This window comes from Cohnella caldifontis, from assembly GCF_029360585.1.
Classification (GTDB): domain Bacteria; phylum Bacillota; class Bacilli; order Paenibacillales; family Paenibacillaceae; genus Cohnella; species Cohnella caldifontis.
The window spans coordinates 485,671-500,048 of record NZ_JAQZSJ010000003.1 but is presented as its reverse complement, the minus strand read 5'-3'; the positions used below and the strand labels follow the sequence as shown (position 1 = coordinate 500,048).

Here is a 14,378-nt window from a genome sequence, read left to right as displayed (position 1 = left end):
GTAGGAACTTCTGTGGCGGCGGTTATTGCGTTTGCTGCGCGTCCTGCTGGCGGATCTGGCTGCGCAAGTATCCGTCGATGAACGCGTCGAGGTCGCCGTCCATCACGGCCCCGACGTTGCCGGTCTCCACCTGCGTCCGGTGGTCCTTCACCATGCTGTACGGATGGAAAACGTACGAGCGGATCTGGCTGCCCCAAGCGATATCCCGCTGCTCGCCGCGGATGGCGGCCAGCTCTTCCTGCTGCTTCTGGATCTCCAGCTCGTAGAGCTTGGATTGCAGCATTTTCATGGCGCGGTCGCGGTTCTGGATCTGGGAGCGTTCCGTCTGGCACGCCACGACGATGCCCGTCGGAATATGCGTGAGCCGCACGGCGGAATCCGTCTTGTTGATGTGCTGGCCGCCGGCGCCGCTGGAACGGTACGTGTCGACTTTCAGATCCTCCGGCCGGATTTCGATTTTCACGTCGTCCGGGATTTCCGGCACCACGTCGCAGGAGACGAACGAGGTGTGGCGGCGCCCGGAGGCGTCGAACGGCGAGATCCGCACGAGCCGGTGCACGCCTTTCTCCGCTTTCAGGTAACCGTAGGCGTTGAAGCCTTTGACCATGATCGTCACGCTTTTGATGCCCGCTTCGTCGCCCGGCAGGTAGTCGAGCAGTTCGACCTTGAAGCCGCGTTTCTCCGCCCAGCGGGTGTACATCCGGTACAGCATCGATGCCCAGTCCTGCGACTCGGTGCCGCCGGCGCCGGGGTGCAGCTCGAGAATGGCGTTGGCTTTGTCGTAAGGCTCGCTCAGCAGAAGCTGAAGCTCGAACGAATCGAGTTTGGCCTTGAGCGACGCCACGTTCTCCGCCCATTCCGCCGCCAGCGCGTCGTCGTCTTCCATTTCGAGGATTTCCATCATGTCTTCGAGATCGCGGCATTCGGACTCCAGCTTCTGAAACTGGTCGACCACCGATTTGACCGCGTTCATTTCGGTAATGATGCCCTGCGCTTTCTCGTTATCGTCCCAAAAGTCGGGCGCGCTCATTTTGACTTCGTAGTTCTCGATCTGTTCTTGCTTGAGATCTAAGTCAAAGAGACCCCCTGAGTTGCTGTAGTCGCTTCGCGCTTTCGCGAAGGTCTTGCTTGTACGAAACGTCCAATTCGGACATGGCGTGAACACCTCTCGTTAAATGTTGCGTGATTGCGGATGCGGCGCTGCGAGGACGATTAGGGTCGGGGGGACGATCGTCCCGCCCGGCCGGTTACTCGTTCGCGCCGTGGCAATGCTTGTATTTCTTGCCGCTGCCGCAGGGGCAGGGATCGTTCCGGCCGATTTCCTGCGCGGCTTGGCGCTTCACCGGTTTTTTCGGCGCTTCCTCGGCTTTCGTGTCGACCGCCTGGCCTTCGGCCACCGCCTCGCGCTTCAGGTTGCTTTCGACATGCGCCTTCATGATATACAGCGTCACTTCGTCCTCGATGCGCTCGATCATGCCGAGGAACATGTTGTGGCCCTCGAACTGATACTCGCGAAGCGGATCGTTGCCGCCGTAAGCGCGCAGGTGGATCCCCTGGCGAAGCTGGTCCATCGCGTCGATGTGGTCCATCCATTTGCTGTCGACGGCGCGGAGCACGACGACTTTCTCGAACTCCCGCATCATTTCCGGCGTGATTTGCTCCTCGCGCTCGTCGTACAGCTTCAGGATGCGCTCCATGAGCATTTCGACCATTTCGTCCTTTTCCTTGCCCCACAGATCGTCTTTGTTCAGCCGGTCTTCGGGCAGGAAGTTCGCATGCGCGTAGGATACGATGCCGTCGAAATCCCATTCCTCCGGCACGGCTTCGTCCGGGCAATGGCTCTCGACCGCGCGCGTGACGGTCGAACGGATCATGCCGACCACGATTTCGCGGATATTCTCGGAGAACAGGATTTCGCGGCGGTCTCCGTAAATTTTCTCCCGCTGGAGGTTAATGACGTCGTCGTATTGCAGGACCACGCGCCGGGCGTCGAAGTTGCTGCCCTCGACCCGCTTCTGCGCGGATTCGATGGCGCGCGTGATCAGGCGGCTCTCGATCGGGGAATCCTCGTCGAAGCCGAGACGCTCCATCATGCCCATGATGTTGTCGGCGCCGAAACGGCGCATCAGTTCGTCCTGCATCGACAGGTAGAACTGGGACGAGCCGGGGTCGCCCTGGCGTCCCGCGCGTCCGCGCAGCTGGTTGTCGATCCGGCGGGATTCGTGCCGTTCCGTACCTATGATATGAAGGCCGCCGAGTTCGGGTACGCCTTCCCCGAGGATAATGTCCGTGCCGCGGCCGGCCATGTTGGTCGCGATCGTCACTTGACCGCGCTGCCCGGCTTTCGAAATGATCTCGGCTTCGACGGCGTGGTATTTCGCGTTGAGCACTTGATGGGGGACGCCCTTCTTCTTCAGCATCTCCGAAATGAGCTCGGAATTCTCGATGGAAACCGTGCCGACAAGCACCGGCTGCCCGGTGGAATGCCGTTTGACGATTTCTTCGACGACGGATTTGTACTTGCCGTTCTCCGATTTATAGACGACGTCGGGCATGTCGTTGCGGATCATCGGACGGTTCGTCGGCACCTGCACGACTTCCAGGCCGTAAATCCGCTTGAATTCCTCTTCCTCCGTCTTGGCCGTACCGGTCATGCCGGCCAGCTTGCGGTACATCCGGAAGTAGTTCTGGAACGTGATCGTCGCCAACGTCATGCTTTCCCGCTGAACCTCGAGACCTTCCTTCGCCTCGATCGCCTGGTGAAGCCCGTCGCTGTAACGGCGGCCTGCCATGAGGCGGCCGGTGAACTCGTCGACGATGATGACTTCGTCTTCCTGCACGACGTAGTCCACGTCCCGCTTCATGATATAGCGCGCCCGAAGGGCTTGCTGGACATGGTGGTTCAGCAGCACGTGCTCATGCGAGTACAGGTTGTCGATGTTGAACGCGCGCTCCGTTTTCGAAACCCCTTGCTCCGTCAGCATGATCTGCTTCATTTTGATATCGATCGTGAAGTCTTCCGTCTCGGTGAGACGGCTCACGAAACGGTCGGCCGCGTAATACATCTCGGTCGATTTCTGAGCCTGGCCGCTGATGATCAGCGGCGTGCGCGCCTCGTCGATCAGGATGGAGTCGACTTCGTCGATGATGGCATAATAAAGCGGCCGCTGGACCATCTGCTCCTTGTAGAGCACCATGTTGTCCCGCAGATAGTCGAAGCCGTATTCGTTGTTGGTGCCGTATGTGATATCGCAGGCGTAAGCCTGCTGTTTCTCTTCATGCGAAAGCCCATGCAGATTGCAGCCGACGGTCAGGCCCAGGAACGCGTAGATCTGGCCCATCTCCTGGCTGTCGCGCTGCGCCAGGTAATCGTTGACCGTGACGACGTGCACGCCTTTGCCGGCCAGGGCGTTCAAGTAAACCGGCAGCGTGCCGACCAGCGTCTTGCCTTCGCCGGTGCGCATCTCCGCGATTTTGCCTTGGTGCAGCACCATGCCGCCGATCAGCTGAACGTCGTAATGGCGTTTGTTCAGCACGCGCTTGGACGCCTCGCGCACGACCGCGAACGCCTCCGGCAGCAAATCGTCCAGCTCTTCGCCGTTCTCCAGGCGCGAACGGAACTCCTCCGTCTTGCCGCGAAGCTGCTCATCGCTGAGGGCTTGCACTTCGGGTTCAAGCGCGTTGATCTCCTCGACCGTGCGGGTCAGGCGCTTGATCTCGCGTTCGTTGGCGTCGCCGAACATCTTCTTGACGATTCCGAGCATTGGGAACCCCTCTCTCCTGCATGTGTGGCAGTATCTTTACATTTTATCAGTTTGCGGGGGGGCGGGCAAGGAAGGGGGGCGTGGTAAGACCCTCCTGCGGCCCCATCATATAACTAAGAGCCCCGGCTCTTGAAGTACGCCGGGGCTTCGTCTTCTCTATTCTATGGATATGAATCTCATTCCGCCGTTTCGATCAACCCGTAACGTCCGTCGTTGCGGCGATAGACGACGTTGACTTCCTTTGTGTCCGAGTTGGAAAATACGTAGAAGTTATGGCCGACCATGTTCATTTGCAAGATCGCTTCCTCGACGTCCATCGGCTTCATCGCGAAACGTTTGGTCCTCACCAGTTCCCATTGTTCCTCGTCCTGATGAATTGCGACCGCGGCTCCGTTCTTGCCGGCTCCCGCTTCCTCCTTGAACAGTCTGCCCGTCTCCATCTGGCGGAATTTGCGGTTCAACTTGGTTTTGTGCTTGCGGATTTGCCGCTCCAGTTTGTCCACTACGTCGTCAATGGAAGCGTACATGTCGTCGCTCTTCTCTTCGGCGCGAAGCAGCACGCCCGGAAGAGGGATGGTGACCTCGATGGCATGTTGACCTTTGGTAACCGACAAGGTTACCTGCACATCGGATTCAGGAGTTGCTTCAAAATACCGTTCCAGCCGCCCGAGCTTCTTCGCGACGTAGTCCCGAAGAGCTTCCGTAACTTCCATGCGCTGACCACGAATGTTGTATTTCATAGGCAAACCTCCTTTGTGTACCTCCATGATATCACAGCGAAGGGAGCGGATTCAAAACATTCCGATAATGTTTTTGAATTTTTAGATAATTTTAAAATTCGACAAACCTAGCTATAATCAAATTGCGTTCATTACACGGTCGAGGTGCTGCTTTCATGAGAAAAATATTGGCATGCTTCGTGCAAGGAATCGAATCGGATCCCCGTTTCCAAGGGTTTATTCAATCGCTAGAAGCGCAAGGCTACGAACCCGCCGTGTTCTTCGATACCCTCGCCAACGGGATCCGGCCGGAAGATACCTTGCATCTGCTGGAGTATGCCTTGGCGGATTCGTTAGGCGACGCTTCGCTTGTTTTCGTATCCAATATTCCTCGTTTTTATTGGCTTACCTATCGTCTGTACCATCAGACTTACGACGGGTTCGTCTATTATTCCGATGAGGAATCCGCGCAACGGCATTGGGAAACCGACGACCCGGTTTATTCCGCATTGACGGCATCTCCACCTCAAGTTACCGAAGCGCTGGATAAACCTTCCTACTATGTGCCCATCGATGGTTCGGAGACATTGCCTTTCGACCATATACATACTTGGGTGCGATTCGATCCCCAGCACGCACCGTCCGAATGGAAGCATACCCCGTCTGCGTTCAGGAAAATCTATCATGTTCATCGCGAATTTCATGTTTTCGAACCGGCAGACGGTCCGGCAGCCATCATCGATCTTATGTCCGGCGTTCATCCGGCAACGCCATTCTATGACAGCATTGTATACCGGTACCCGGACAAAATGCCCGAACAAGTCACGAAAGCGTTGCAAGAGATCAACGGATTCCCGCAAAATTTCGCCAACCGGTACGCCAACTACTCGGAGCTCTTCGAACTTTATGCGAAAATGCTGGCGGAAGCCTCGTTTTATGCCAAGAAATTCGCCCGTGCGGCTATGGAAGACATGTTGGAGTTCAGCCGCCCGTCCACGGCTCGTTATTTCTTATTGTCTTTTCTATTAAACGTCTTTCCGGATGTCCGTTATCATCAAAAGCTTCTTGAATCGGCGCTGGAGGATGGCGCGATTTCGCGGAGCGCGAAGTTTTTTCTGCTCTGGCAAAGCAGTAGGATCAGTTTCTTGAACGGCAACGTAACCAGTCGGGATACCGACTACCTTCAACGCAAGCTTTATCGTCAAATCTACCGGGATTTCAGACAGGAATTGCTGCCCGGGGAGAACTTCATCCCCCGGGAGGATAGAAATCCGGACGTGGTATTCGTCATGACGGGCCAGTTCCTGTCATTAAACCACGCTCCGACCAAGACCGCTTTGGACCGCTGCTACCACCTGATCGCTTCCTTGCACAAAAAAGTGGTGCTGATCAACACCAAAGAACTTTTGTCTCTCCGTGAAATCGTGCCCTTCTACAATATTACGGTCGGCAATGTGATCAAAGAGTACGAGCAAAAGTCCTCCGTCTCGTTTAAAAACATTGAAGTCCCGTATTATCAACCCTCAACTGTCATGCCGGATCCGGCCGAGATGGTAGGCCTGCTGGAATCCGTACGGAAAGCGAAGCCTTACTTCATCCTCAGCATCGGCGGAGCGAATCTCACGGCCGATCTGTGCAGCAACTTGGTTCCCGTGATCAATCTCTCGGTTCCTTATAACTCCCTGTCCATCACCGAATCCCCGTTCCATGTGTTGGGGCGCCGAGCAACGGATTCCGACATCCGACTGCTTAAGGACTTCGGGTTCAAACCGGAAAACTTGATCGAGAGCGTATTCACGTTCGATTTCAAGAAACAGGAAAACACCTACACCCGGGAACAATTCGGTTTGCCCGCCGACAAAAAATTGCTTCTCATCGTCGGGTACCGCTTGGATCAAGAAGCGTCCGAAGATTTCCTGAAGGCTTTACTCGAAACGACGGACCGCGGCACCCATCTGGTCTTCCTGGGAGGATTCGATCTAGCGGCATGGAATAGCCGGGTTCCAGGCTTAGCCGAACATTCCGCCAATCTCGGTTTCCAAGAGGACGTTCTGGCGATCCTCGACCTCTGCGACATCTACTGCAACCCTAAGCGCGGAGGCGGAGGAACCTCCGTCGTGGAAGCCATGTTCAAAGGCCTCCCTGCCGTCACTCTGCCGGTCGGCGATGTCTCGACCTCCGTTCCGGACGAATTCCGCGTGGATTCCTTCGATCAGATGAGGGATCGCATTATCCAATACGTTACGGATTCCCAACATTATGATCAGATGTCTAGCCTCGCGCGAGAAACGGCTGAAGCGCTCATGAATACCCGGGAAGAACTAAGACGCATCATCGAAAAGGCAGAGCAAAGTCCGGATTTTTAAAATGCACGAACACGAACAAAAACCTCGGAGGTTCTCCGAGGTTTTGAAGTCATATTCGTTAATTCCTAGTTCGTCCAAGTCTTATACTTTAACAACGTTTGCTGCTTGCGGACCGCGTGCGCCTTGCACGATGTCGAATTCTACGGTTTGGCCTTCGTCGAGGGCTTTATAGCCGTCCATTTGGATCGCGGAAAAGTGAACGAACACGTCGCCGCCTTGTTCCGTTTCGATGAAGCCGTAACCTTTCTCTGCGTTAAACCATTTCACTTTACCTTGCATCCGTTAAACATTCCCTTCACTGTTCAGATACTTTCGGATTAGGCATTTTGGCCCGTCCTAACCCGAATATATCATCAGGGAATGTTTGGTGTCAACGATTTTTTGAAAGCGGTGTCAATGCCCTTTCGCAACGTCTGAGACCGCTTGAATGACGTCTTCCACATCCTCGTCGGTCATCGCCGGGAAAAGCGGAAGCGTGAGCGCCGCCCGATAATAGGCTTCCGCGTTCGGGCATAAGCCGGGGGTGAATCCCAACCGCTTGTAATAGGGCTGGAGATAAACCGGAATGTAATGTACGTTCACGCCGATCATCCGCTCTCTCAGCCGTTCGAAAGCGCGGTCCCTGCCCCCTTCGATCACGTTTCCGTCCCAGAGCAATACATACAAGTGCCAACTGGAGGAAGCATCCGGGTTTTGATGAGGCGTTCGAAGACCGGGAATGGCCGAAAATGCCGCGTTATAGCGCGACACGATCTCCCTGCGCCGTTGGATAAACCGAGGGAGTTTGTGCATCTGCGATGCCCCGAGGGCGGCCTGCAGATCGGTCATGCGGTAGTTGTACCCGAGCGATTGCATCTCGTAATACCAAGGGCCGTCGTTACGCTCCAATCGGTCCGGATTCCTCGTCATGCCGTGGCTGCGGAATTCGACTAGGGCGTCCCGAAAATCTTCCCGGTCGGTCACGATGACGCCGCCTTCCCCCGTCGTGACGTGTTTGACCGGATGGAAGCTGAACATCGTCATGTCCGCCCATGTACCGACCTTGCGTCCGGCATATTCGGCGCCCAGGGAATGGGCAGCGTCCTGGATGAAGACGAGCCCCCGGTCGTTCGCCAGCTTGGAGAATTTGTCGGCTTCCACGGGCTGACCGGAAAAGTCGACCGCGATGATCGCCTTGGTGCGAGAAGTGATTTTCTTAGCCGTCTCGTCGGGGTCTAAGTTATACGTGTCCGGCCGGATGTCGGCGAAGACGGGCGTTCCGCCGCAATACAGCACGCAGTTGCTGCTGGCCAGAAACGTGATCGGCGTCGTGATGACTTCGTCGCCCGGACCGATCCCCGCCGCGTGGCAGGCGCCATGGAGCGCTGCCGTTCCGTTGCTGAAAGCCACGGCGTATTTGGCGCCCACGTAATCGGCCACCGATCGCTCAAACTGCTCGATGGCAGGCCCCTGGGTAATCCAGTCGCTTCTTAATACCTCCACGACAGCTTGAATGTCCGACTCGTCGATGGACTGCCTGCCATAAGGAAGGACGGTCTCTCTGCGTTTGCGGGGATTCTCCAACATCTCTTCCCTCTTCCCTTCCTTAAATCAAGTCGGTCGACCGGATCCATTCCTCCGTCCGGCGGATTCCTTCCTCCAAGGAAACCTCCGGCTTCCATCCGAGCATGCGGTCCGCTTTGGCCGAATTGCACAGCAGCTTCTGGATCTCGCTCTGCGGATGGATGTGCTCGACGTGAACGATGCGGCTCTCGTCGCCGACGATGAGCTTGGCCAAGTCGTTAACGGATATATCCCGGCCAAGGCCGGCATTGACGATCTCCCCGTTGACGGCATCGGAGTACCCGGCTTCCACGACGAATCTCGCGCAATCCTCGACGTACAGCAAATCGCGCGTTTGCGTGCCGTCACCGTAAATGTTGAGCGTTTTGCCGGCCAGCTTGTTTTTCAGGAAGATCGCGACGACGCCGCCCTCTCCCCCCGTCTTCTGGAACGGCCCATATGTATTAAAGGGACGGATGACAACCGTAGGCAGTCCGTATGCGTGATAGTAGGACAGCACCATGTTCTCGGCCCCGATTTTGGCGCCCGCGTAAGGCGAAGCGGGTTTGGTCGGATGGAGCTCCGTAATGCCGGTTTCGTCCGCACACCGGTCATAGACCATGCAGGTGCTCATAAAGACGACCTTGACGTTATATTTGCGGCATTGCTCGAGGACATAAAAGGTACCCACGGTGTCGTTGTTGAACGTAGTGCGGGGATCGTCGATCGAATCCTGCACATTGATCGAAGCGCCCAAGTGGTAACAGATATCGAAGCGGTTCTCCGAAAACAGCCGGGAAAGAAGCGGTTCGTCCAAAATCGAGCCTTGGATAAACGCGGCGAGTCCGCCGTGATCGCGAAACTCCGCGAGGTTCGCTTCGCGGCCGTTGGACAGATCGTCCAGGATCCAGACGCGATGGCCGTCCGCAAGCAGACGTTTGGCCACCCATCGGCCGATAAAACCGGCGCCGCCGGTGAGAAGGATGTTCATGATCGTTTCGTGACCTCCCAAATGAATCGCGATACCCGAAATCCGGATCTTTTATAAAAGCAGCTCCCAAGTCACGGCCGTTCCTTTCGCCACGTCCCGTTTCACCCGCTTGCCCAGCAACAGGTCGTAATATTTCGGAGACAATCCGAATCCGGGGCGAATGGCCCGCAAGTTCGCGGGCGTAAAGCTGTCGCCAGCCTTCATGTCCTCCGCGATGTAGAGGGAGCGCCTATGCTTGAGAGACGCGCCTTCGTTCTGGAGCGGACCGTATTGCACTTCTCCCAGCGCCAACCGGGTGCGCTCGGTCTCTACGACGAGCGAAGCCATTTCCTCCGGTTCCATGGAAAAAACGGAATCTACGCCGCCGTCGCTTCTCCGCAGCGTAAAATGCTTTTCGATTACCGTTGCGCCCAGCGCGACCGAGGCGACGGAAGCCCCGATGCCGAAAGTATGGTCGGATAAACCGACCTCACAGCCGAACAGCTGCCGCATGTGCGGCAGCGTCATAAGGTTCGAGTCTTCGGGCGTCGCCGGATAAGAACTCGTGCATTTGAGCAATACGAGGTCCTCGCATCCCGCCTCGCGGGCCGTACGGACCATTTCGTCCAGTTCCGCCACCGTAGCCATCCCGGTAGAAACGATCAGCGGTTTCCCCGTTGCGGCCGCCTTGCGGATCAACGGCAGATCGACGTTCTCGAAAGACGCGATTTTATAGGCCGGTACGTCCAGCGTCTCCAGGAAATCGACCGCGGTTTCGTCGAACGGGGTGCTGAACCCCAAAATGCCCAACTCCCTGCAGCGGCGGAAGATCGGTTCGTGCCACTCCCAAGGCGTATAAGCCTGCAGGTATAAATCGTATAAGGAGCTGCCTTCCCAGTGGTTGCTGGGGTCGTCGATGAAAAAATCGCCCTCGTGAATGTCGAGCGTCATCGTTTGAGCCGTGTAGGTTTGGATTTTCAGGGCGTCTACGCCGGCGCGGGCGGCCGCCTCGACGATTTCGAGCGCCCTATCCAGCGATTGGTTATGATTGCCGGACATTTCCGCTATGATAAACGGACGCGCGGACCTCCCGATGGTTCGATTCCCGATCCGTATTTCAGGCATGTCGTGCCCTCCCTATTCGAAGATGATGTCTTTCAGTTCCGCTAGATCCCGGATTTGGCGGTCGGCCTCATGGGTTTCCCGCATCCGAAGCTTCGCGTAAGCGCCCCGGAGAATGCGAACGGTCCGGAACCCCAGCGGTTTGATGCCCACGAAATCCTTATTCGGATTGTCGCCGATATAGATGACGTCTTCCGGATTCGCCCTCTCCAATTCGCAAATCTTCAAAAAACAATAGGGGGAAGGCTTCTCGTTGCGGACCCCGAATCTGCGGGTGATGAAGCAGCGGCGGATCCGGGGGTCATCCAGGAGCCCAAGCGCTTGCAGTTTTCTTCGTTGAACCAGCTTATTTCCATCCGTCACGATATAGATGGGAAAAGCCGCAAGCTGCTCCAAACATTTCACCGCATCCGCAGCCAGGGCGATGGCGGGTTCATGGGATCGGTAAACCGCCAAACATTCCTTCGTCAGCTGTACGCTGAGACGGTTATGCAAGGCGAGCATCCGGTCGAACACCCGGCCGCGCCCTTCGGCATCCAAGATCTCGATCATTTCGGCATAACTTTCCTCGGGATGGATGCCAAACCTGCGGTGCAAGTAGGCCGCGACGGCCCGAAACCCGCTGCGCACGAACGTGATCTCTTCATACAAGGTGTCATCCAGGTCGAATACGATTACAGGCATTCGATTCGGTCCTCGGCATAGCGGATCAATCGTTTCTCTTGCAATGATCGCGCAAAAGGATACGGCTCCAACCGGACGCCCTTTGTTTCGAGGAAAAACCAATACAGGCTGTCCAATCCGGCTTCCATGCTGAGCCGGGAAGCTCCCCCAATCCGGCTGTTGCACTCTACCACATGAAAGCGGCCGGCTTCGTCCTCGATCACTTGGAGTACGGCGTGTCCGTAGATCCCGAGCGATTCCGCCATTTCCGCGCAAAGCCGCTCCAACTCGGGAAGGCGGACCGTCGTCGTGACTTGCGATTCGCCGCCGACTACAGTGTCCCTGGTTCTGGTAACGACACCCTTGGTATGGCCGGAAAGATCCCGGTACAGATCGATGCTGTACTCCCGTCCGTGGACGTAAGGTTGGTAGATCGGATGAGACAATCGGGCCGCATGTTCGGAGGCCTCGTCCGGCGTTAACCGAAGGCCGACGCCGGCCGATCCGGCGCCGTAACGCTCTTTGACCACCCAAAGACCCGCGGATTCCGACTCCATAACCTCCGACGCAGGAATCGCGGGAAATCCTGCGGCATTCATTTTCCGATAGAATTCCAACTTGTCCAGACAGCTTTTCACGGTCGGCAGCGGCGACACCATAACGCCGATCCCATGGCTCTCCAACGTCGTCTTATGTTCGGCGAAGAAAGCCAACTCACCGTCACGGGTCGGGATGATCGCCGTAATGCCCCGCTCACGGCAATAATCGAGCAAATCCTCGACGGACAGTTCCGTGATCCGCGGCATTTCCCAAAATTCGTCGACGAAATAACGGCCGATGCAATCAGGATCCAGATCGGCGCCGTACAATTTCGAATCGGGCCCCATTTTATTCAAGCCGCGGCGTACCATCTTCAGCAATGGAATTTTTTTCGAAATGCTGGTCACGAGAACATGGATCGGCTTAACGGATTCATGTTGCTCGTCCCGGTCCATTCGCCCCCGCTCGAAGGCGATCATTTTCGGGATCGCGTCTTCGAGCCGATGCTCGGGCAGCCAATTCGTCCATTCCCTGAACCGGGTCATGTCGGCTTGGGATGCTTCGAAGGGAATCGGCAAATCGGAATCGACCGTTCGAAGATCGGGGAAATGCTGACGCAGCACTTCAATCACTTCTGATACCCTTCGCGACCGCCCGCTTCCCAAATTCACGATTCCGGTCGCCGGGCTTTCGGCCAGCCGGATCAGGCCTTCCGCCACGTCCTCCGCGTAAACGTAGTCGAATATCCCTTCCTTTTTATAGACGGTTAACGTTTCCCCATTCAACAGCATCCGAATCCATCGGGATATGACATCACGGGAATGCTTGCCATAGCTGCGGAAAATCCGGGGGCATACCGTCGTAAACCTTCCCTCGTTGAAATGGTTCAGAAAATCGAGTTCCACTTCATGAACGAGCTTGGCCGCCCCGCACAGATTCCGGGGACTGATCGTGTCCGACTCTTGAAGACTGACCGGTCGGTCCGCCGGCTGATCGAACGTATATTGTTTCTGGTCGTAAATGAGATAACTCGAGGCGAAAACGACTCTTCGCAATGTGGGGCTGTCCTTTAAGCAAGTCATCAAATGATGGCTTAACCGCAAATTATGGCTGAAGTTCTCCTCCCAAAATTCGTACGTCTCCGTCGAACGCTCGAAGGTTGCGGCAAGGTGGAAAAAGTATTCCGGTTCATACCATTCGAGTTCCTCTTTCGTGATCTCGTTCAGGTCCCCTTGCCGATACACGATGCGGTCGTCCCAATCGACAGGTCTCGGCTTCAGATCCCCCACGATCACGTTCGCTCCTGCACGGAGCAGCTTCTCCACCAAGGCCGTCCCGATCACGCCGGCCCCTCCGCTGACGAAAACCTTTTTATTTTCGAGCATCTTCATACTCCTTTAAGTACCCGTGAATCAGGGAGTCTACGAAGCGGCCCTGAATCCGGACATGCTGCCGCATTCTTCCTTCCAGCCGGAATCCTTCGGATTCCAATATCCCGATATGTCCGGGCCGGATATCAAATGTTTCGGTAAACAAACGGTTGAATTGAAGCCCTTGGAACGATAAATCCTTCATCAAACGAAGAAAAGCGGCAAAATCTTCCTTATAGAGGAATTCGTCCGTCGTACGGGACGTTTCCACAAGGAATGAAATTTCCGCTCTTCGGGAATCCCAATCGACGTTGGTCAGCCCGCCATAACCGATGCAACGGTTCCCGGACAAATAGCTGAACAGGATGATCCGGGGCTGCTCCGCCTCGAAGGATGCCGTGACGGTTTCCCGGTAATAACGTTCCTGCCCTTCTTCCGTCAGCTCCCGATTTTGCCGGAGCACGTCCATCTGCTCGTTGCGCCATTGCCGGATCGACTGGATGTCCTGGTGCCGCAGGGGAACGATCGTATAACCTTCATACTTCCAAGATTGCTTCGAAAGACAGCGATACATGAGGATGCCTCCTGACGGGTTACTGGACAGGCTTTTGCTGGATGTGCGCGTTGATCCGAGCGACTTCGGGATGATCCAGCAAATAGGAGACCACTCGCTTGGAGGAGACTTCTATATCCCCAGAGAAGCGGGAGGCGACTCTCTTCAGCATTTGATAGTCCTCGGGGGTGTCTAACGTAATGCGCAAATGCGGATGCCGCATCTCTATCGGAACGGAATAGGTCACGGAGCGAAAGCGTTCCGGAAATTCGTAGGCATAATAGGTAACGTGCTCCCGGTGTCTGGATTCGCGTCCGTTGGCGTACATATACGATAAAGCCGAAAAAGAAACGATTTCGCTCCAAAGTCCCCGAGGCAATTCTCCGTCCGCGATCACGACGTCGCAAGGGCTTCGTTCCATCGTATCAATGATCCCGCTGATGATCTCGTGATCGATAAAAGGGCAATCGCTGGTTACGCGGATCACGTAATCCGGTTCATAGGCTCTGGCGCAATCGTAGTAGCGGGCTAACACGTCGTCCTCGGATCCGCGGTAACAAGTAACCCCGCGATGTCCGCACCAATCCGCGATCGGGTTATCCTGCTCCAGCGTCGAAGTCGCGACGATCACGTCGGCAATCCGAGGATCCTTGCGGCAACGGGAAACGTCGTAGTCAAGCACGACCGTATCTCCCAGCGGAAACAGCACTTTGCCGGGCAGCCTCGTAGAACCCATTCTTGCTTGGATGATCAGGACGATTTTCATTTG

At 56.0% G+C, this 14,378-nt stretch carries 12 protein-coding genes; 1 reads left to right on the top strand and 11 read right to left on the bottom strand.

Annotation, left to right across the window (positions count from 1 at the left end):
• Positions 1–22 precede the first annotated feature (22 nt).
• From prfB to hpf, 3 genes are all read right to left on the bottom strand, one after another.
• Positions 23–1,154 (bottom strand): peptide chain release factor 2 gene (gene prfB, locus PTZ19_RS08075; RefSeq protein ID WP_276353629.1). Its coding sequence is split into 2 segments (ribosomal slippage): positions 23–1,075 and positions 1,077–1,154, totalling 1,131 coding nucleotides; the frame shifts between segments, so codons are not numbered across the junction.
• A gap of 93 nt (positions 1,155–1,247) precedes the next feature.
• A complete protein-coding gene (secA, locus tag PTZ19_RS08070) occupies positions 1,248–3,764 on the bottom strand; it encodes a preprotein translocase subunit SecA (protein WP_276353628.1) in 2,517 nt (838 codons plus the stop codon).
• 176 nt (positions 3,765–3,940) lie between these two features.
• Positions 3,941–4,504 carry a ribosome hibernation-promoting factor, HPF/YfiA family gene (hpf, locus tag PTZ19_RS08065; protein WP_276353627.1) on the bottom strand — a complete coding sequence of 188 codons (564 nt, stop codon included), beginning with the start codon at positions 4,502–4,504 and terminating at the stop codon, positions 3,941–3,943.
• Between the two features lie 155 nt (positions 4,505–4,659).
• On the opposite strand from hpf, the gene PTZ19_RS08060 reads away from it, so the two are divergent.
• Complete coding sequence (locus tag PTZ19_RS08060; RefSeq protein ID WP_276353626.1) at positions 4,660–6,849, top strand: glycosyltransferase; 2,190 nt, start codon at positions 4,660–4,662, stop codon at positions 6,847–6,849.
• Between the two features lie 81 nt (positions 6,850–6,930).
• On the opposite strand, the gene PTZ19_RS08055 is transcribed toward PTZ19_RS08060, so the two are convergent.
• The 8 genes from PTZ19_RS08055 to PTZ19_RS08020 form a co-directional block, all read right to left on the bottom strand.
• Positions 6,931–7,128 carry a cold shock domain-containing protein gene (locus PTZ19_RS08055; RefSeq protein WP_276353624.1) on the bottom strand — a complete coding sequence of 66 codons (198 nt, stop codon included), beginning with the start codon at positions 7,126–7,128 and terminating at the stop codon, positions 6,931–6,933.
• 114 nt (positions 7,129–7,242) lie between these two features.
• Positions 7,243–8,415, bottom strand: coding sequence for a UDP-4-amino-4,6-dideoxy-N-acetyl-beta-L-altrosamine transaminase (gene pseC / locus PTZ19_RS08050; protein WP_276353623.1), 1,173 nt, complete (start codon positions 8,413–8,415; stop codon positions 7,243–7,245).
• A 19-nt stretch (positions 8,416–8,434) separates the two neighbouring features.
• Entirely contained in the window at positions 8,435–9,382 is a 948-nt protein-coding gene (locus tag PTZ19_RS08045; RefSeq protein WP_276353622.1) for a dTDP-glucose 4,6-dehydratase, read from the bottom strand.
• A gap of 51 nt (positions 9,383–9,433) precedes the next feature.
• Positions 9,434–10,486: a pseudaminic acid synthase gene (gene pseI, locus PTZ19_RS08040; protein WP_276353621.1), complete on the bottom strand. Its 1,053-nt coding sequence runs from the start codon at positions 10,484–10,486 to the stop codon at positions 9,434–9,436.
• A 12-nt stretch (positions 10,487–10,498) separates the two neighbouring features.
• Positions 10,499–11,167 (bottom strand): HAD family hydrolase, encoded by a 669-nt coding sequence (locus PTZ19_RS08035; RefSeq protein ID WP_276353620.1) that lies wholly within the window; start codon positions 11,165–11,167, stop codon positions 10,499–10,501.
• A complete protein-coding gene (locus PTZ19_RS08030; protein WP_276353619.1) occupies positions 11,158–13,071 on the bottom strand; it encodes an NAD-dependent epimerase/dehydratase family protein in 1,914 nt (637 codons plus the stop codon). The genes PTZ19_RS08035 and PTZ19_RS08030 overlap by 10 nt, the downstream gene beginning before the upstream one ends.
• The gene (locus PTZ19_RS08025; RefSeq protein WP_276353618.1) at positions 13,058–13,630 is read right to left on the bottom strand and encodes a GNAT family N-acetyltransferase; all 573 of its coding nucleotides are present in this window, start codon (positions 13,628–13,630) and stop codon (positions 13,058–13,060) included. Before PTZ19_RS08025 ends, PTZ19_RS08030 begins: the two co-directional genes overlap by 14 nt.
• 19 nt (positions 13,631–13,649) lie before the next feature.
• Positions 13,650–14,375, bottom strand: a complete 726-nt coding sequence (locus PTZ19_RS08020; RefSeq protein ID WP_276353617.1) for a glycosyltransferase family protein — start codon at positions 14,373–14,375, stop codon at positions 13,650–13,652.
• Between the last annotated feature and the right edge of the window lie 3 nt (positions 14,376–14,378).

Excerpts from the sequence above, each read along its gene's own strand:
- pseI (WP_276353621.1), bottom strand. The coding sequence starts at position 10,486 with ATGCCTGAAATACGGATCGGGAATCGAACCATCGGGAGGTCCGCGCGT.
- PTZ19_RS08045 (WP_276353622.1), bottom strand. The coding sequence starts at position 9,382 with ATGAACATCCTTCTCACCGGCGGCGCCGGTTTTATCGGCCGATGGGTG.
- PTZ19_RS08030 (WP_276353619.1), bottom strand. The coding sequence starts at position 13,071 with ATGCTCGAAAATAAAAAGGTTTTCGTCAGCGGAGGGGCCGGCGTGATC.
- PTZ19_RS08060 (WP_276353626.1), top strand. The coding sequence starts at position 4,660 with ATGAGAAAAATATTGGCATGCTTCGTGCAAGGAATCGAATCGGATCCC.
- PTZ19_RS08025 (WP_276353618.1), bottom strand. The coding sequence starts at position 13,630 with ATGTATCGCTGTCTTTCGAAGCAATCTTGGAAGTATGAAGGTTATACG.
- PTZ19_RS08020 (WP_276353617.1), bottom strand. The coding sequence starts at position 14,375 with ATGAAAATCGTCCTGATCATCCAAGCAAGAATGGGTTCTACGAGGCTG.
- secA (WP_276353628.1), bottom strand. The coding sequence starts at position 3,764 with ATGCTCGGAATCGTCAAGAAGATGTTCGGCGACGCCAACGAACGCGAG.
- hpf (WP_276353627.1), bottom strand. The coding sequence starts at position 4,504 with ATGAAATACAACATTCGTGGTCAGCGCATGGAAGTTACGGAAGCTCTT.
- pseC (WP_276353623.1), bottom strand. The coding sequence starts at position 8,415 with ATGTTGGAGAATCCCCGCAAACGCAGAGAGACCGTCCTTCCTTATGGC.
- PTZ19_RS08035 (WP_276353620.1), bottom strand. The coding sequence starts at position 11,167 with ATGCCTGTAATCGTATTCGACCTGGATGACACCTTGTATGAAGAGATC.
- PTZ19_RS08055 (WP_276353624.1), bottom strand. The coding sequence starts at position 7,128 with ATGCAAGGTAAAGTGAAATGGTTTAACGCAGAGAAAGGTTACGGCTTC.